General features: G+C 50.3%; 18 protein-coding genes, 1 pseudogene and 1 other annotated feature. Of the genes and pseudogenes, 6 read left to right on the forward strand and 13 right to left on the reverse strand.

The features are described from left to right. Nucleotide 1: 1 nt before the first annotated feature. From thrB to ACMV8I_RS11880, 4 genes are all read right to left on the reverse strand, one after another. Nucleotides 2-931 carry a homoserine kinase gene (gene thrB, locus ACMV8I_RS11865; protein WP_498865426.1) on the reverse strand — a complete coding sequence of 310 codons (930 nt, stop codon included), beginning with the start codon at nt 929-931 and terminating at the stop codon, nt 2-4. Between the two features lies 1 nt (nt 932). Next, nucleotides 933-3392, reverse strand: a complete 2460-nt coding sequence (gene thrA, locus ACMV8I_RS11870; RefSeq protein WP_498865427.1) for a bifunctional aspartate kinase/homoserine dehydrogenase I — start codon at nt 3390-3392, stop codon at nt 933-935. Nucleotides 3393-3449: 57 nt separating this feature from the next. Continuing rightward, nucleotides 3450-3567: a sequence feature (Thr leader region), on the reverse strand. Then, nucleotides 3506-3574, reverse strand: coding sequence for a thr operon leader peptide (thrL, locus tag ACMV8I_RS11875; protein WP_104924803.1), 69 nt, complete (start codon nt 3572-3574; stop codon nt 3506-3508). (Overlaps the previous feature by 62 nt.) A 216-nt stretch (nt 3575-3790) precedes the next feature. Then, the gene (locus tag ACMV8I_RS11880) at nt 3791-4477 is read right to left on the reverse strand and encodes a tRNA/rRNA methyltransferase (protein WP_498865428.1); all 687 of its coding nucleotides are present in this window, start codon (nt 4475-4477) and stop codon (nt 3791-3793) included. A gap of 667 nt (nt 4478-5144) precedes the next feature. Between ACMV8I_RS11880 and arcA the strand changes: the two genes are divergently transcribed. Continuing rightward, nucleotides 5145-5861, forward strand: a complete 717-nt coding sequence (gene arcA / locus ACMV8I_RS11885) for a two-component system response regulator ArcA (RefSeq protein WP_498865429.1) — start codon at nt 5145-5147, stop codon at nt 5859-5861. A gap of 111 nt (nt 5862-5972) precedes the next feature. On the opposite strand, the gene creA is transcribed toward arcA, so the two are convergent. After that, nucleotides 5973-6449, reverse strand: coding sequence for a protein CreA (gene creA, locus ACMV8I_RS11890; RefSeq protein ID WP_498865516.1), 477 nt, complete (start codon nt 6447-6449; stop codon nt 5973-5975). A 211-nt stretch (nt 6450-6660) separates the two neighbouring features. Between creA and robA the strand changes: the two genes are divergently transcribed. Next, the gene (robA, locus tag ACMV8I_RS11895) at nt 6661-7527 is read left to right on the forward strand and encodes an MDR efflux pump AcrAB transcriptional activator RobA (RefSeq protein WP_498865430.1); all 867 of its coding nucleotides are present in this window, start codon (nt 6661-6663) and stop codon (nt 7525-7527) included. A 24-nt stretch (nt 7528-7551) separates the two neighbouring features. Here the strand turns inward: robA and gpmB are convergent, their stop codons facing one another. Next, nucleotides 7552-8199 carry a 2,3-diphosphoglycerate-dependent phosphoglycerate mutase GpmB gene (gpmB, locus tag ACMV8I_RS11900; protein ID WP_498865431.1) on the reverse strand — a complete coding sequence of 216 codons (648 nt, stop codon included), beginning with the start codon at nt 8197-8199 and terminating at the stop codon, nt 7552-7554. A 51-nt stretch (nt 8200-8250) separates the two neighbouring features. Here gpmB and yjjX point away from each other — a divergent pair, with 51 nt between their 5' ends. Next, nucleotides 8251-8784, forward strand: coding sequence for an inosine/xanthosine triphosphatase (gene yjjX, locus ACMV8I_RS11905; RefSeq protein WP_498865432.1), 534 nt, complete (start codon nt 8251-8253; stop codon nt 8782-8784). Between the two features lie 8 nt (nt 8785-8792). Here the strand turns inward: yjjX and trpR are convergent, their stop codons facing one another. Further along, complete coding sequence (gene trpR / locus ACMV8I_RS11910) at nt 8793-9131, reverse strand: trp operon repressor (protein ID WP_498865433.1); 339 nt, start codon at nt 9129-9131, stop codon at nt 8793-8795. A gap of 55 nt (nt 9132-9186) precedes the next feature. Continuing rightward, nucleotides 9187-11106: a murein transglycosylase gene (gene sltY, locus ACMV8I_RS11915; RefSeq protein WP_498865517.1), complete on the reverse strand. Its 1920-nt coding sequence runs from the start codon at nt 11104-11106 to the stop codon at nt 9187-9189. Nucleotides 11107-11640: 534 nt separating this feature from the next. Here sltY and rcsA point away from each other — a divergent pair. Continuing rightward, nucleotides 11641-12321: a transcriptional regulator RcsA gene (gene rcsA, locus ACMV8I_RS11920; RefSeq protein ID WP_498865434.1), complete on the forward strand. Its 681-nt coding sequence runs from the start codon at nt 11641-11643 to the stop codon at nt 12319-12321. 212 nt (nt 12322-12533) lie between these two features. After that, complete coding sequence (ettA, locus tag ACMV8I_RS11925) at nt 12534-14201, forward strand: energy-dependent translational throttle protein EttA (protein WP_498865435.1); 1668 nt, start codon at nt 12534-12536, stop codon at nt 14199-14201. A 146-nt stretch (nt 14202-14347) separates the two neighbouring features. On the opposite strand, the pseudogene ACMV8I_RS11930 reads toward ettA, so the two are convergent. Beyond that, nucleotides 14348-15182: pseudogene (locus tag ACMV8I_RS11930) on the reverse strand (phage integrase). 14 nt (nt 15183-15196) lie between these two features. Here ACMV8I_RS11930 and ACMV8I_RS11935 point away from each other — a divergent pair. After that, on the forward strand, nt 15197-15904 hold the full coding sequence (locus tag ACMV8I_RS11935) for a hypothetical protein (protein WP_498865523.1): 708 nt from the start codon (nt 15197-15199) through the stop codon (nt 15902-15904). Nucleotides 15905-16088: 184 nt separating this feature from the next. On the opposite strand, the gene ACMV8I_RS11940 is transcribed toward ACMV8I_RS11935, so the two are convergent. From ACMV8I_RS11940 to ACMV8I_RS11955, 4 genes are read right to left on the reverse strand one after another with little or no spacing between them, the layout of a single operon-like run. Beyond that, on the reverse strand, nt 16089-16343 hold the full coding sequence (locus ACMV8I_RS11940) for a bacteriocin immunity protein (RefSeq protein ID WP_498865436.1): 255 nt from the start codon (nt 16341-16343) through the stop codon (nt 16089-16091). A gap of 1 nt (nt 16344) precedes the next feature. Further along, a complete protein-coding gene (locus ACMV8I_RS11945) occupies nt 16345-16572 on the reverse strand; it encodes an HNH endonuclease signature motif containing protein (protein WP_498865437.1) in 228 nt (75 codons plus the stop codon). Continuing rightward, on the reverse strand, nt 16487-16870 hold the full coding sequence (locus tag ACMV8I_RS11950; protein ID WP_498865438.1) for a pyocin-S2/colicin E7-DNase domain-containing protein: 384 nt from the start codon (nt 16868-16870) through the stop codon (nt 16487-16489). Before ACMV8I_RS11950 ends, ACMV8I_RS11945 begins: the two co-directional genes overlap by 86 nt. After that, on the reverse strand, nt 16849-17214 hold the full coding sequence (locus ACMV8I_RS11955; RefSeq protein WP_498865439.1) for an S-type pyocin domain-containing protein: 366 nt from the start codon (nt 17212-17214) through the stop codon (nt 16849-16851). The genes ACMV8I_RS11950 and ACMV8I_RS11955 overlap by 22 nt, the downstream gene beginning before the upstream one ends. Nucleotides 17215-17223: the final 9 nt, after the last annotated feature.

Raw genomic sequence — 17223 nt, forward strand, 5'->3', positions numbered from 1 at the left:
TTTATCCCAGTAGTCTCGCGCCTGCTGTATCCAGGCGACAAATATGAACAAAGCCTTCATCATTTTGCAGATAGTGATCCTGCAACCAATTAGCCATACGTTTAGCGGTCGCACTGTCGCTGCATACAGCAAACAATGTCGGACCGGAGCCGGAAATGCCACAGGCCAATGCACCAATCTCTTCAGCGGCGCTACGGGCTTCTGCAAAGCCAGGTAACAGACGTGTGCGGTAAGGCTCGGCGATGACATCTTTCATCAGTTTAGCCGCAAGCGCAGGCTGCTGCGTATGGCAGGCATGGATGAAACCGGCCAGGTAACGCCCGTGGCTGATGCAATCCTGACGACGATACTGCGCGGGCAAAATAGCGCGCGCTTCCGCAGTCGACACTTTAATGCCCGGATAGGCCATCACCCATAGCCAGTCATCGAAGCTCGGTACATTCTGGCTGATAATGTCCAGTTCTTGCAGCATCAGTTGAATGCCACCGAGATAGCACGGCGCGACGTTATCAAAATGTACGCTGCCGGAAATACGCCCTTCCAACTCTCCCATCAGTGCAAGCAGGGTATTTTCATCCAGCGGCTTACCACAAAACTCATTCATCGCCATCAGACCGGCCACGACTGAGCAGGCACTGGAACCCAGCCCGGAGCCAATCGGCATGTTCTTTTCCAGTGTCATGGCAACCGGTACTTCTTTGCCGATCTCCTGACAGAAACGCTGCCAGCACTGATAAACAATATTGTCTTCCATGCGATCCGGCAGTTTGGAGACAAACCGGCCTTCGCATTTCAGGCTGAATTCTGTCGCTGCCTCGATCGACACACAGTCGCCGAGCAGCGTTCCGTCTACCGGAGAAACCGCTGCGCCCAGAACGTCGAAACCGACGCTGACGTTCCCAATTGAAGCCGGGGCATACACCTTAACCATATTAAACTCCTAACTTCCATGACAGCGTCCGCAAAAGATCAGCAAACACGCCGGCGGCGGTGACATCGTTACCCGCGCCGTAGCCGCGCAAGACCATAGGCAGAGGCTGATAATAGCGGCTATAAAATGCCAGCGCATTCTCACCGTTCTTCACTTTATACAACGGATCATTACCATCAACCGCGTCGATTTTCACCTGACAGCGCCCCTCATGAATGGCACCAACATAACGTAATACTTTACCCTGCGCCGTGGCATCAGCCACGCGCTGGCTGAAAGCACTATCCAGTTGCGGCAAACGGGCGACAAAATCAGCCACGCTGCCTTCTGAATTGAAGGATGGCGGCAGAACAGACTCAACGTCAATATCAGACAGTTCAAGTTTATATCCTGCTTCGCGGGCGAGGATCAACAGCTTGCGCGCTACGTCCATGCCCGAGAGATCATCACGCGGATCCGGCTCGGTGTAGCCCATGTCACGTGCCTGAAGGGTTGCCTCTGACAGCGACGATCCTTCGTCCAGCTTGCCAAAGATAAACGACAGTGAACCAGAGAGGATCCCGGAGAAACGCACCAACTCATCACCGGCATTCAGCAGGTTCTGTAGATTTTCTATTACCGGAAGACCGGCACCTACATTGGTGTCATACAGGAATTTACGACGCGAGCCTTCGGCGGCTTTACGCAGCTGATAGTAATAATTCATGGAAGAAGTATTGGCTTTCTTGTTCGGCGTCACGACGTGGAAACCGTCTGTCAGAAAATCAGCGTATTGGTCCGCCACTTCCTGACTCGACGTACAGTCAACAATCACCGGATTGAGCAAGTGATACTCTTTCACCAGACGGATCAGGCGGCCAAGGTTGAACGGCTCTTTCGCTGCGCCCAACTCATCTCGCCAGTTCTCCAGCGGAATGCCATGCGTATTGGTTAACATCGCACGGGAATTGGCAATACCGCACACTCGCAGATCGATATGTTTGGTTTTCAACCATTGCTGCTGGCGGCGAATCTGTTCAATCAACGCGCCACCCACGCCACCCACACCAATCAGGAACACTTCGATAACCTGATCGGTATTGAATAGCATCTGATGGCTGACGCGAACGCCGGTGGTGGCGTCATCGTTGTTCACGACGACAGAGATAGAACGTTCAGAAGAACCTTGGGCAATGGCCACAATATTGATATTGGCGCGGGCCAGCGCAGAGAAGAACTTGGCTGAAATGCCACGCAGCGTGCGCATACCGTCGCCAACCACGGAAATGACGGCCAGTTTCTCCATCACGTCCAGCGGCTCAAGCAGACCGTCTTTCAACTCCAGATAGAACTCTTCTTCCAGCGCCTTACGCGCGCGCGCCAGCTCCCCCTGAGGGACACAGAAACTGATGCTGTATTCCGAAGAGGACTGGGTGATTAACACCACCGAAATACCGGAACGGGACATCACCGCAAACACGCGGGCAGCCATGCCGATCATCCCCTTCATCCCAGGGCCTGAAACGTTAATCATCGCCATGTTGTTAAGATTAGTGATGCCTTTAACCGGCGTATCGCTATCAAGGCTTTCACTGCCAATCAGCGTGCCGGGAGCCTGCGGATTAGTGGTGTTTTTGATCAGGCATGGGATCTGGAACTGGGCAATTGGCAGGATGGTGCGGGGATGTAGCACTTTGGCACCGAAATACGACAGCTCCATCGCTTCCTGATAAGACATGGATTTCAGCAGGCGAGCATCCGGTACGGTGCGCGGATCACAAGTATAGACACCATCGACATCGGTCCAGATTTCACAGCAATCCGCACGCAAGCATGCAGCCAGCACGGCTGCAGAATAGTCTGAGCCGTTGCGGCCCAACACGACCAGTTCACCTTTATCATTGCCTGCAGTGAAACCAGCCATCAAAATAATATGATCGCCCGGAATGGCGCTGGCGGAAATCCGCAGCGTAGATTCGTTGATATCAACGGTAGATTCAAGGTAACTGCCCTGCGCCAGCAGCTTCTCAACCGGATTGATTACGCTGACACCAAAACCTTTGGCGACAAACACCGCCTCCATAATGGCAATGGAGAGTTTTTCGCCACGGCAGATGATCGACGCATTCACGCTGTCGGGGCACTGGCCTAACAGGTTGATGCCGTGCAGTAATTGTTTGAGCTGAGCGAACTCTTGCTCAACGAAAGTTTTCATCTTAGGCAAATCAAAACCCGCCTGCGCCTCAGCCAGACCGATTAGCAGTTCGGAGAAAATGCGCTCCGCGTCACTCATGATCGGCTGGATGATCTGACCGGCAACCGTGCGTTCGATCATCGCGACCAGATGGTTGGTAATTTTGGCAGGCGCGGATAACACCGTGGCAACCTGTCCCTGACCTGCATTACTTTCCATGATATCCGCGACGCGCAAGAAGCGCTCCGCGTTTGCTACTGAGGTGCCGCCAAATTTCAACACTCGCATTTCTGATACTCTCCTGAAGCTCATTTCGTAAATGACAATTCGGTAAAAAATGTCGGTAAAAAAAAAGCCCGCACTGGTTAGGTGCGGGCTTTTTCCTGTTTATCCTGTACGCGTCAGCCCGCCCCGTTACCTGTGGTTTCGGTGGTGGTAATAATCGTTGTGTTCAGGCTGATGATTCGCATTTTTTCTTCTGTCTTTTGTGGTGTTTTTTACGCTGTCTGACACTATTAGCTAAAGCATCAGGCAGGACAAGTCAATTTTTTTCTGTTTTTGAGCCGATATGCACCCATCAACCCAAGCATATTATTCTCTCCACAAACCATTAAATCTAGTGAAAAAATCAGAATATACCGGCCATGGCAAATTTTATAACCACTCGATCCATCGAACACCTCACATCACTTCGCCAGTTTTTTTTCGATGTCATGCAGCAATGTATGCAACATCGCAGCATCGCGCTGCTGCAAAAGTCCCAGCCTTTGATGTAACCAGTCGCCCAGTTTTTGATCGTCGGCCGCCTCTACGTTAACCAGCAACCGGTCAATTCGTGAGCGCAATGCGGCCAGTTGCCCTGCTTGCGCATTGATCGGCGATTCAGCGGATACCTGATTAAGTGAGGCGAGCTGGTAACAAAACACCATCACAGCCTGACCAAGATTAAGCGAAGGATAGTCGGCCATCATGGGTACACCCGTGAGAATATCCGCCAGCGACAGCTCTTCATTGGTCAGCCCGGAATCTTCGCGCCCGAACACCAGCGCGGCGTTGCCGATCCACTGGCGTTTTTCTTCCAACTGCCCCAGCAGTTCCACCGGCGTACAGTAGTAATGAAAGCGGGCGCGGCTACGGGCGGTAGTGGCGACGGTGAAATCAATATCGGCCAACGCCTCTTCCAGTGTCCCGAAGTGCAGCGCGGTATGCAGGATATCATTGGAGCCATGCGCCACCCACCCGGCTTCAGGCTGCAAATGTGCCTGACTATCCACAATGCGCAGCGACGTAAATCCCATGGTTTTCATTGCTCGTGCAGCTGCCCCCACATTCTCGGGGCGTGCCGGTGAAACCAAAATAATATGAAGTTGCATGCGTTCCTCTGGAAATACACCTGACCCTTACCTTTCGCTGATTTTAAATGACGTTTCTCATTTGCCAAAGCGTAGGATCAAAAAGATAAATAATTCACATTAACTTAACAGTAACTGTAATTGATTAGAGTAATTTATAGAAAAAGGGGCCGTAGCTGCCATAAACACAGCGAAACTTCCCCAAACACTTTATAAAAAAAATAAATCTTATTAATCATGCTGATACTAAAAATAATTTAACCTTATTCTCATTGCCGAGAAGTAGTCTGTTTTGACCTGCTGAATCGTGTTCAAAAAACGATGAAATGTGACTTAAAAGTGCATTCTTGTAAGTGTTTTTCACCAAACTGTTACCGTGCTACAATTGAATTTGATATATGTCAATAAAGCGTAGTTTTGTTGGGTAGTAACATCGGCACTAGCTGTTATATTGCTGTTAATAGGGTTAATATAAACGCCGATTAGATGCCCTTGCAGGAAGACAAATAGCGAACTTCCTTACCAAGCTAACGACGACGTTGGCGTTGGGATAAATCGCATCGGTAACGCATTTACGTACTTTAGTCATGTAACGAGTGAGATAGCCTGTTGGCTATCAACATTCATCGGAATAACAAGGACTTCTGTACTCCTACTTTCAATTTGTTGGCAATCTTAGGTAGCAATCATGCAGACTCCTCACATTCTGATCGTCGAAGACGAGTTAGTGACACGTAATACGTTAAAAAGCATTTTCGAAGCAGAAGGCTACATGGTGCATGAAGCTAATGATGGCGCAGAGATGCACCACATTCTGTCCGAAAATGACATCAACTTGGTTATTATGGACATCAATCTGCCAGGCAAAAATGGCCTGCTGCTGGCACGTGAATTGCGCGAACAAGCCAGTGTAGCCCTGATGTTCCTGACCGGCCGTGATAATGAAGTCGACAAAATTCTGGGTCTGGAAATTGGTGCTGATGATTACATCACAAAACCATTTAACCCGCGTGAATTGACCATCCGTGCACGTAACCTGTTGTCCCGCACCATGAATCTGGGCAGCCCCGGTGAAGAACGCCGCTTGGTTGAAAGCTACAAATTCAACGGTTGGGAACTGGATATTAACAGCCGTTCACTGGTGGGCCCGGCGGGCGAGCAATACAAATTGCCACGCAGTGAATTCCGCGCCATGCTGCACTTCTGTGAAAACCCGGGCAAGATTCAAACCCGTGGTGATTTGCTCAAGAAGATGACTGGCCGTGAACTCAAGCCGCATGACCGTACTGTAGACGTAACTATCCGCCGAATTCGTAAACACTTTGAATCCACGCCAGATACCCCTGAAATTATCGCCACCATTCACGGCGAAGGTTATCGTTTCTGCGGTGATTTAGAAGAATAAGCAGCAGGTTGCCAACCCTTCTGCAATGATGTATCAACATGAAAGGTCAGCATTTGCTGGCCTTTGCTTTGTCAATCAATAGGGATTTGTGGTTCACAGAACGTCGGGTAATTAACGCGCACCCCACGGAATAATTGGCACCGCACTCAGGGCGTTTTTTGGCGAGCCATCAACGACTTTGTCCGAATAACTGAGATAGATAAGTGCATTGCGCTTATCATCATAGAAACGCACGACCTGCAGTTTCTTGAATACCAGAGAGGTTCGTTTCTGGAAAACGACCGTTCCTTTATCCTTTCCTTGCTTTATTTTATCACTCAGTTCGATTGGCCCCACCTGCTGGCAGGAAATGGCTGCATCAGACGTATCCTCCGCCAAACCTAGCCCACCTTTTATTCCGCCGGTTTTAGCGCGGCTGATATAACAGGTTACATTTTTAATATCTGGATCATCAAAGGCTTCCACCACAATTTTATGGTCTGGCCCGAACAGTTTAAACACCGTATCGACCGAGCCTACCTGTTCCGCAAGGGCACCATTACTCCAAACAAAAAACAGGCCAAGTACAAAAATACAACATTTTTTCATCAAGTTACTCCGCGTCAGCTGACCGACGGTGATAGTATTTAAAATCGGATATAAAGAACGCCAGCGCTCACAAATTAAGAATGTAATGCTGAGTAATACTCACAAATAGCACAGATAACCCAAAAATTCTTAAGAAGTCTTAAGCTTAAAAAGTTGCTATTATGCAGCGTCATAATTCTGTGCATTTATCTTAGTTCAACGAGGACGATCTATGGATCAAGCAGGAATCATTCGTGATCTTCTCAGCTGGTTAGAAACACATTTGGACCAGCCGTTATCACTCGACAACGTCGCAGCCAAAGCCGGTTACTCTAAATGGCACCTGCAACGGATGTTTAAGGATGTCACGAGTAACGCAATTGGCGCTTATATCCGTGCTCGCCGGCTATCGAAGGCCGCCGTCGCCTTAAGACTGACCAGTCGCCCTATTTTAGATATTGCTCTGCAATATCGTTTTGACTCTCAGCAGACATTCACACGAGCCTTCAAAAAACAGTTTGCACAGACTCCAGCCTTGTACCGTCGCTCTGAAGACTGGCACTCCTTCGGGATTTGCCCACCAATACGCATTGGTGCCTTCATTCTGCCGCAGCCTGAATTTATATCGCTGCCTGAACAGAATCTGATCGGCATAACGCAAAGCTACTCCTGCACACTGGAACAAATTTCCACCTACCGTAATGAAATGCGCCTGCACTTTTGGCGTCAATATATTGGTGAGGCCAAAACGCTGCCACCGTTGCTGTACGGGTTACATCACTCCCGCCCAAGTCAGGAAAAAGACGACGAGCAGGAAGTGCTCTACACCACGGCTATTGAGCCCAACCACTTGCCAGAAAATGTGGAAGGTCAGCCCATTGTGGTGCAGGAAGGGGAATATGCCATGTTCCATTACAAAGGTTCGCCGGAACAGCTACAAGAATTCATTCTGACGCTGTACGGAACCTGCCTGCCAATGTTAAAAATGACGCGCAGAAAGGGACAAGATATAGAACGCTTCTATACCAGAGACAAGGTGCCAAGTGCGACACCACCGACTGAAATAGAATGTGATTACCTTATCCCTATTCGGCATTAACCAAACGACATAACGCTGCCGTGTTTAACGCTGCAGCTCATCTAATGCGGGCTGTTCAAGATGTGAAATATCGCCCGCTGTTTCGACTATCCAACCCGATGCCAGCCACGCGCTTTCCTGATGATCGACCCGCGAAATAGAGCAGTTACGCAAACGCAAACGACGTTCTGCATAAGGAGCCAGTCCCAGGATGGTGCTGATAAGACATCCCAACGCAATGCCGTGGCTGACCAGCAAAGGCTTACTGCCTGCTGGTAAATCAAGGCAACTGTCCAGTGCTAAACGCATGCGCACAGCCAGTTCGGTCATGCTTTCACCCTGAGGAATGCGTCCATCAGGGGTGCCGTCAACCATCTGCTTGCGCCAGACTTCTTCTTCAGCGCTCAGCGTGTCCAGATTGTGCTCCTCCAGCACGCCCATATGCAACTCACGTAACCGGGGTTCAACTGTCATCTCACAACCACAGACATCAGCGATGATTTGGGCCGTGGCGCGTGTACGACCCAGGTCGCTGGCAATCACATGCGTGATACCTTCATGACGCACGCGTTCCGCCACCTGCTGTGCCTGAAAAACGCCTTTTGGCGTCAGCGGGCTATCAGACTGGCCCTGGATCTTACGTGCTGCATTCCATTCGGTTTCGCCATGACGGACGAGATATACCTGTAACATGAGTGTTTTCCGTTATACTGCGTGAAATTTGCTAAAAGATGCTAAAACTCTATGTACCACGTTATTGCTGCAACCACTAACCCGGCAAAAATCAAAGCTATTGCTATGGCTTTTGAGGACATTTTTGGCGCTGATGCATTCCGTATCGAAGGCGTTGACGTCGACAGTGGCGTTCCCAACCAGCCTATCGGCAGCAGCGAGACCAGAACGGGTGCAAGACACCGGGTTATCGGTGCGCGCCAGGTTCGCCCTGAAGCAGACTTTTGGGTCGGTGTAGAGGCCGGTATCGAAGACAATATGACCTTCGCCTGGATGGTAATTGAAAACATGCACCAACGCGGCGAATCACGTTCGGCTAGCCTGATGCTGCCTGAAACTATATTACAAGAGATCAATCAAGGCAGCGAATTGGGTGATGAAATGGATAAATTGACCGGAATTAATGACGTGAAGCGGAAAGGTGGAGCCATCGGGATATTTACAGCCGGTAAACTCAGCCGTACCAGCGTCTACCATCAGGCTTTGGTTTTAGCCCTGGCACCCTTCCATAACGCCATCTACCAGGCGCGGGCTCAAACGCATTGAAGCTGGGATCATTCCTGTTTCTCTGAACCCTTAAGAAGTTGCGTACCGAGCCAAGCTTTCAGTCCGGGAGATGCCGTTTTCAATCCATTCGAGCCACGGGTAATGGTCGCAATTCCTGCTCCCAGCTGATTTTTCAACTCGCGTTGACTCAGCTCACCCCGCATTAACTCCTCAATGATCCTTACCCTCGTTCCTAATGCTGCACGCTCATCAGGTGTCAGCAGCAGTTGCAGCAGATCCTGATGCAGATTTTCAGCAAAAGCTTGCTGTAACAGCGCCATAAAGCACTGCCAGTCCTCATTGCCTTGTTGGGAAAGAGCAGGGTCGGTTAACAACGTTTGAGTCATGTGATGGCTGCCATACTATTAAACTAGTACAGCAGCATAACATAACTACTAAAAATCAGTAACGCCTCTGCCATTCGGCATCGGTCAGTACTTTAGCGGGCTGATGTAAAAAGTAGCGGTAAAATGCATCATACGCCAACACATTTTTAACATATCTGCGTGTTTCAGAGAAAGGGATACTTTCGATAAAAGCGACGGCATCGATACGCCCACCGCTGTTACCCAACCAGGTATTTACCCGGGAAGGGCCGGCGTTATAGGCGGCACTGGAAAGAATACGGTTGCGGCCAAACTGTTGGTAAACGTATTCCAGATAGTGGGTGCCAATGTTGATATTCATCTGTGGGTCCAACAACTGCCCCGGGCCACTGTAACCGGGAATGCCGAACATCTGCACAGTATGTTGTGCCGTAGCTGGCATTACCTGCATCAGACCCGCAGCGCCAACGGGTGAACGCGCCTCTGGGTTCCAGGCACTTTCCTGACGAGCAATGGCCATCGCATAGCTCTGGGTGATGCCTTTATCGTTAGTAGCCTGGCGAAATTCCGGCGACCATGCCAACGGGAAACGTTCTTCCAGATAATCCCACAGCTTACCGGCAATGGTGGCCTGCACGCTGAGATCGGCCCACTTTTGATTAAAGGCGTAACGAGCCAGCGCCGTCTGCTGCTCTTTGCTGCGGCTCAGTACCAGATAAGTCCATTCAGTGCGTGCCAGATTATCCATATGCCAGTACATCAGCTCGCGAACACGGGCAATTTCTGGCAGTTTCGCCATGTCAGCATCCGGTTTAGTCGCGACGGAAACCTGAATCGGATATGCCACGCCGAGTTTTTGCGCCGCTGCCATCGGGTAGAACCCACGTCCCTGCATCAACTTACGCAAAATCGCTTCGCCCTGAGTACGCTTGCCCTGATCGAGAAGCACCGAGGCCTCCCAGTAACGCCATTCATCTTCCTGTTGCGCATCAGCCGTTAAACGGTCCATCCACTGGCTCAGCCCATGGCTGTCGCCTGCGGCCAGCGCCATACGGATGCGGCGTTCAACCAGCGCGGTGGAGTGGCTGCGTAGGATCACGTTATCACGCCAATTCGCCTGTTCCGGTGTAGCATCACTGCCCATCAGGCGCCATGCCACGGTCTCTTCCAGTTCCAGCCGGTCGCTGTCACTCATCTTCTGTAACCGGGCAAGCACCGGCAGCATAGAACGGGCGTTATCAAGGTCATCACGAGCAATGCGGGTAAAAGCAATACTCACTGCATTACGGGTGAAGTCGGTCGGCCCTACGGTGCGGGCGAAGCTTTCTATACTGTTGGGATCATTTTGCAACGTCAGCAGTGCGTCACGCATCGTCTGGTAATCTGGCGGCAGTTGCTTAGCGAGGAAGTTCACCAAATTGGTGTTGCCCTCTTTCATCGCCAGACCGATGCGTTGCAGCGTCGTCAGCGCGGTTTGGTTACCCGCCTGCTGCCACACATTGAACAATTTGTCACAGGTTCCCGGCAATGATTTACCCGTCAGCCAGATGTCTTTTGCAGCATCCATGGCCACTTTCTGCTGGCCGGTCGCCCATTTGGCGTAATAATAATTACAGCGCGCCGCAACCGGCTTCGGTGCCTGCGGACTGAAGGAGAGCAAACCGGTCCAATCCTGACGAGTTGCCAGCTCATTGACGAAACGCGAAGGCAGAGAACGCGCCGGTGGCAGAGTGGGATGCGTTTTGACGAAATCATTCACCTGTCCAGATGTCGCAACACTCAGATTCTGTGTCAGTTGACGGTATTCTAGATAAGGATAAAGCGGATAGTCCTCAAGGGTTGGCATCAATTGGTTAACCACATCCATCTGGTTACTGTCCCAGGCCTGCTTGATTTGCATATAGCGCTGACGCTGCCCGTCTAAAGAATCAGCTTTTACCGCAGTGGATGCGGTTATCAACAACATGCCTGCTGCCAGAAAATGCCATTTGTCCACCTTGACCATACTTACCTTTATCCTCGTTGATTGTAGAGCTCACTACCAGATACTGCACCACAGATGCGGTCCCCGATGGGATACACAGACAGCCTGCTATGCGTAGACACCTTCTACGCTAATCGATTCATTTTTAAAATTGAAGCCATGCAATCAAGGCATCACAAACTTTACACAGTGTGGTGCAATGTTAATGCAGATACCAGATGACGAACGTTTTAAAACTGTCATCCGCAGACCCGTTATGCGTCAGGCTTCTTGCATTTCGTCTCTGATCACATCCATTCTGTCCCAACAGGTTCATTCCCCGTTTACATCCCAACCTCTGCGCTCTATATCTTTGCCCAAGGTATTTCCTGCAACCACGACGTTTACACAGCATCTGCACCGACGTGGCCTGTATTTTTTTAGCGGAACCCGCCTCATCGCACCAGGTTTACTCACAAACGAGGCTTTTGCTCCACTCTCTTTCACTTCACGGATGACCTGAATAAGTCGGGAGAAAATAAAGCCCATAAAAATAGGTAAATTAAAATGTCATCGCTCATTGTGGATAACTGTCACTACACGCAGCTGGCATTACAGAGTCTTTTGCAAATTAACGGGCTAAAAAATAAAGATATTGTCTCACTTAGTCACATTAACGAACTGCAAACAGCATGCCATAACTCGTCTCCGGATATCATCTTCATCAATGAAGACTGTTTCACCTATGATCCTGCCATGGGTGAAGTATTACGGAAAGTGATCAACAATCATCCTGACACGCTATTTTTCATTTTCATTTCCAAAGAAAACCTTAACTATCAAAACTATATTCCAATCCGCAACAACATTATTATTTTGTCAAAATCCATCCAAACACGGCTGGTTTATCGCCTGATTGAACATACCCTGCGAGTGGGTGAAACGAGCGCGAACGCCGAGGTTTTGGATCTCACACCAATTAGCCTCAGCCGTACCGAAGCCGATATTCTGAAAATGTGGATGTCAGGCCACAACACCCTGCATATTTCCCAGCACCTCAATATCAAAGAAAAGACCGTCTCATCGCACAAAGGCAACATCAAGCGCAAAGTGAAAACACAGAACAAGCAGACGATCTATCATGTGGTGAAGCTGACGGATGCGCTAACCTCCGGCATGTTTGTCGGCCGTGTGCGATCCTTTAGCAAAACGATAACGTCAAGTATTCACGCCCTGGCGGTGGCGTAACACCTCCTTGTGAGCGCGATTAAACTCAACGATCGCCATATTATTGACATCCTGTGAGGTTGAAGGTTGGGAAGCGTGGCGAAACAAGCTAAACTTCGCAGTCAGAACACTTCTCAGTTATGCCGTTTTCAGGCGGGACTGATTTTCATCCGCCGCAGCGCCTGTTCTTCGTGGAAAGCGCGCGGCTCGCATAGACAGAGGCTCAAGACAACGTGGCTCAATACGTATATTCAATGCATCGCCTCGGCAAAGTGGTTCCGCCGAAGCGTCATATTCTGAAAAACATTTCTCTCAGTTTCTTCCCGGGTGCCAAAATTGGCGTTCTGGGTTTGAACGGCTCAGGTAAATCAACGCTGTTGCGCATCATGGCCGGCGTGGATACCGATATCGAAGGTGAAGCACGCGCGCAGCCAGACTTGAAGATTGGTTATCTGCCGCAGGAACCACAACTGAACATGGAACACACCGTGCGTGAGTCCGTGGAAGAGGCCGTTTCCGAAGTCGTTAACGCGTTAAAAGGCCTTGATGAAGTTTATGCGCAGTATGCTGAGCCTGATGCTGATTTCGACAAACTGGCAGCGAAACAAGGCAGGCTGGAAGAGATCATTCAGGCACATGACGGTCATAACCTGAACAGCCAACTGGAACGTGCCGCCGATGCGCTGCGCCTGGCTGATTGGGATGCGAAAATCGCCACCCTGTCCGGTGGTGAACGTCGCCGTGTTGCGCTGTGCCGCCTGCTGCTGGAAAAACCTGACATGCTGCTGCTCGACGAACCGACCAACCACCTGGATGCAGAATCCGTGGCATGGCTGGAACGCTTCCTGCACGACTTCGAAGGTACCGTTGTGGCTATCACCCATGACCGTTATTTTCTCGATAACGTCGCAGGTTGGATCCTCGAGCTTGACCGTGGTGAAGGTATTCCGTGGGAAGGTAACTACTCCTCATGGCTGGAGCAGAAAGACCAGCGTCTGGCGCAGGAAGCCTCTTCCGAAGCTGCTCGTCGCAAATCGATCGAGAAAGAGCTTGAGTGGGTACGCAAAGGAGCAAAAGGCCAACAGTCTAAAGGCAAGGCACGTTTAGCTCGCTTCGAAGAACTGAATAATACCGAATACCAGAAACGTAACGAAACCAACGAACTGTTTATTCCACCGGGTCCACGCCTGGGCGATAAAGTCGTTGAAGTGAAGAACCTGAGCAAGTCTTACGGTGACCGCGTTCTGATCGACGACCTCTCCTTCACCGTACCTAAAGGGGCGATTGTCGGCATTATCGGGCCGAATGGCGCGGGTAAATCAACGCTGTTCCGTATGATGTCTGGCCAGGAAGATCCCAATGGCGGCACCATCGAACTGGGCGATACCGTCAAGCTGGCGTCTGTCGATCAGTTCCGTGACTCCATGGACAATAGCAAAACCGTATGGGAAGAAGTGTCCGGCGGTCAGGATATTATGCGCGTCGGCACGACAGAAATGCCAAGCCGTGCCTACGTTGGCCGCTTCAACTTCAAAGGGGTCGATCAGGGCAAACGCGTTGGCGAACTCTCCGGTGGTGAGCGTGGTCGTCTGCATCTGGCAAAACTGCTGCAGGTTGGCGGTAACATGTTGCTGCTCGATGAACCCACCAACGATCTGGACATCGAAACGCTGCGCGCACTGGAAAACGCCTTGCTGGAGTTCCCGGGCTGCGCGATGGTCATTTCCCATGACCGTTGGTTCCTTGACCGTATCGCAACCCATATCCTCGATTATCAGGATGAAGGTAAAGTCGAATTCTTCGAAGGTAACTTCACTGAATACGAAGAGTACAAGAAACGTACTTTAGGTGCCGAAGCGTTAGAGCCTAAGCGTATCAAGTACAAGAAGTTGATCAAATAGTCATCTTCCAGAAATATCAAAGGCCTGGAGACGGGCCTTTTTTATGCCTCGATACCGGGGCCGGTGATTACTTTCAACAACCTAACCCGCACTACAAGCAATCAATAACAACCTCAAGAGCCTATAGTGTGGACAGCATGTGGACGCTACAGGTTTACATTACCCTTCAACGGATTAAAGGTTATGGCATCTTGCAGGAAGTCCGGCGAAAAATGCGCATACGTCATGGTTTGCTGTATAGAAGCATGGCCTAGGATCCTTTGCAGAGTAATGATGTTCCCGCCGTTCATCATAAAATGCGTTGCGAACGTATGGCGCAGAACATGCACGGCCTGACCTTTGGGTAAATCCGGTTTTACTTCCTTTAATAGCAGCCTGAATTCTGAGTAATCGGCTTTCGGAAACAAAGGGCCGGAATCACGTTTCATCGTTTCATCCGCAACACTTTGCGAGATCGGCACGCTACGCTTCTTACCGCTCTTAGTCTCAACGAACGTCACTCTGTTATTAACAATATGCTCTGACTTCAGGTTCACTACTTCTCCCCAGCGCCCACCTGTACTTAAACATATGAGAGCAACGAGACGATTATCACCATTCAACTGCGTCAGCAATCTGGTGATCTCATCGTTAGACATAAACGACATGGCTGTGACCTGCCCCAAGCGCCTGGCTCTAAACATAGTTATCGCATTTCTATCCAACTGAAAGGTACAGGGGGTCATTAAGATGCTGATTAATGAGCTCCAACTTAACCTTATCCTGATGACCGTATTTGGCATTCTGCCCGTTATACAGCCACCATAATTCTATCAATTCTGATAGCGGCCGTTTATCTGCTGGTTTTGATAGCCATTCTTTTTCGTGATAATTCACCGCGACATACTTCTCGAATGCTACCGCCTCATGCTTGCGATCGAACTTACGCCGGATGCGCTTACCGCGAATGTCGCCGCATCCGTGGCGTAAGCCTAACCACAGAGTTTGACGAGCTTGTGGAGGCTGTGAGAGCCGCAGCGGATGCCGGTGATTTTGCGGCATATATAGTGGCACAAGGTGGCGCGAATGTTCCCCGCGATACGCAGACCGTGCGCACGGCCCGTCACGTTATTGATGAACTCAACGAGTACGACGAAGAGGTGCAGAAAGTCATCGGTATTTTTGCGCCACACCTCGGCGCTGATCACGTCCATGAGACACGCACGACTCAATGGCAAATTGTCGCTAAGTCTGTGGCCGTTGCCCCTCATCCTTTGACGTTAAAAAGCGCCTTCGGCGCGCCTCGGAGTCCTGTCAATAACTGTGGGGAGGTCGAGGCCGGAGCCGGTCAGTTATTGCCTGCAACACCTTCTGAGTACGCCGCAGCGGTGATGAAATTAGTAGAGCGCGGGGATGTTGGGTGGAGTGAGCCAGACGTCGCTAAGGTGCTGGGAGACGCAGCAAGGCGGCAATCACCATCAATAAATAACCAGCAACATAGCTTTGATTCTTTAAAACCTCGCGAGCTTGCCCCATCGGCGCGCTTAACAAAGCAGGAACGGGTCAAGATACCGCAGATTTATAGAGATTTAGTGAGCCAAGGCATCACGCCGGAGCGCTGGGAGTTGGAAGCGCTGGCGCGCGGTGCATCGGTGACGTTTGACGGTAATAAATATTCATATCCGACCCTTGATGAATGGCCGGGTTTTTCAGGCCAACCTTAGAATTTGGCCGGAATACCATTTAGCTGATGCTACCAACCGAACATACAGGCTCTCTGAAACTTGACATTTAAGTCAGTCTTACTGGTAGTGATGACACCGTAAGCCTTACGTGTAGTAGCTCAGACCTGATCTGACTGCTGGGTTTAATGCGGCTCCTATTACGAGAGCCGCATTTACTTAATGATTAAGGCTTAAATCCCGGTTTGCCGCTAGCAGCTCGCCATTCTTTGACGGTTTTAACAATTTCTTTAGGACTGTCACCGTGTTCTTGTTTTGGGTAGTAGATAAGATCAGAACCATCTGGATGTTCTGTTAATTTCTTAAACAGCAGTACAGCCTCTGTATGTTTATTTTCGGAGTCATAATCTGCATCGCAGATTTTCTTAACAAGAGCCAAAAATTCAGCTTCGGTATATTCAGTAATATTTGTTTTGTCCATGTTATTCACCATTTTTATGAAGCTCGATGTGCCTTTTTGGCGTTAAGATTTCAATATTGTCAACATCATAAACAGCTCCGCCATCTTTAATTCGGGTGATGTGATGGAGTTCATAACGAGTACGCCCACCTACTTGCTCGGCTTCAGGGGGGGAAAGGAGAGTATCCTTTCTCAAGGGCCTTCTTGTTATTACCTTTGAACTGGCTGGACAACGTTGGTTCTTTTCCAACTTCACTCCATACAGCCCGACGGAACGAATCAAAACTCCCGAACGTCTTTCCACGCAGCTTATCTGCAATCTGACTAGGGATCGGCGCACCATCACCTACTCCAGCATCACCAAGCCAGTTATCCCCAACGGGTTGACCGCTACCGCTCGCGGTGCCGGGCATGTTTCGAGGGCTGCGTAACATTACATACAAGGGTTTAAGCCCGGAGTCCGCAGGGAAAATCAGAATAACATCTGAAAAATCCAGATCTTCCGCTACCGGCGTTACTGTCAACGTCACGCCCTGCGGAACAGACACTGGCCCCCAGTGTTCACCACTGTTTCAGGCAAAGGAACCGGACCGTTCAGCGTCAGGGGACTGTTTACCCCGGGCGCATCTGCCGGGCTCACTAAAATCGTCTGGGATGGTACACCCGCGATTGCCGGTAGCGTATAACCCCAATACCCCGTCACCGGGTCCAGTGATGCACGCACCACTGGAACACTGCCAGCGACACTATTGCGTACAAGCTGGGTCTCCAGAGAACCGTCATCCCGCAACACCATTCGCCCGCGCACCGGTAAACTAATAGGTGTATTCGTATCAGCGGCATGAACTAGGGCAGCAGCATCCGGCAGGGATAACGTATCTCCCGGTATCAAAGCGCTGAT

The organism is Ewingella sp. S1.OA.A_B6 (assembly GCF_049889095.1).
In the GTDB taxonomy this organism is placed as follows: Bacteria; Pseudomonadota; Gammaproteobacteria; order Enterobacterales; family Enterobacteriaceae; genus Ewingella.

Coding starts and splice junctions, on each gene's coding strand:
- yjjX (WP_498865432.1), top strand. CDS start 8,251: ATGTACCACGTTATTGCTGCAACCACTAACCCGGCAAAAATCAAAGCT.
- ACMV8I_RS11940 (WP_498865436.1), bottom strand. CDS start 16,343: ATGGACAAAACAAATATTACTGAATATACCGAAGCTGAATTTTTGGCT.
- robA (WP_498865430.1), top strand. CDS start 6,661: ATGGATCAAGCAGGAATCATTCGTGATCTTCTCAGCTGGTTAGAAACA.
- thrA (WP_498865427.1), bottom strand. CDS start 3,392: ATGCGAGTGTTGAAATTTGGCGGCACCTCAGTAGCAAACGCGGAGCGC.
- arcA (WP_498865429.1), top strand. CDS start 5,145: ATGCAGACTCCTCACATTCTGATCGTCGAAGACGAGTTAGTGACACGT.
- gpmB (WP_498865431.1), bottom strand. CDS start 8,199: ATGTTACAGGTATATCTCGTCCGTCATGGCGAAACCGAATGGAATGCA.
- thrB (WP_498865426.1), bottom strand. CDS start 931: ATGGTTAAGGTGTATGCCCCGGCTTCAATTGGGAACGTCAGCGTCGGT.
- creA (WP_498865516.1), bottom strand. CDS start 6,449: ATGAAAAAATGTTGTATTTTTGTACTTGGCCTGTTTTTTGTTTGGAGT.
- rcsA (WP_498865434.1), top strand. CDS start 11,641: ATGTCATCGCTCATTGTGGATAACTGTCACTACACGCAGCTGGCATTA.
- trpR (WP_498865433.1), bottom strand. CDS start 9,131: ATGACTCAAACGTTGTTAACCGACCCTGCTCTTTCCCAACAAGGCAAT.
- ACMV8I_RS11880 (WP_498865428.1), bottom strand. CDS start 4,477: ATGCAACTTCATATTATTTTGGTTTCACCGGCACGCCCCGAGAATGTG.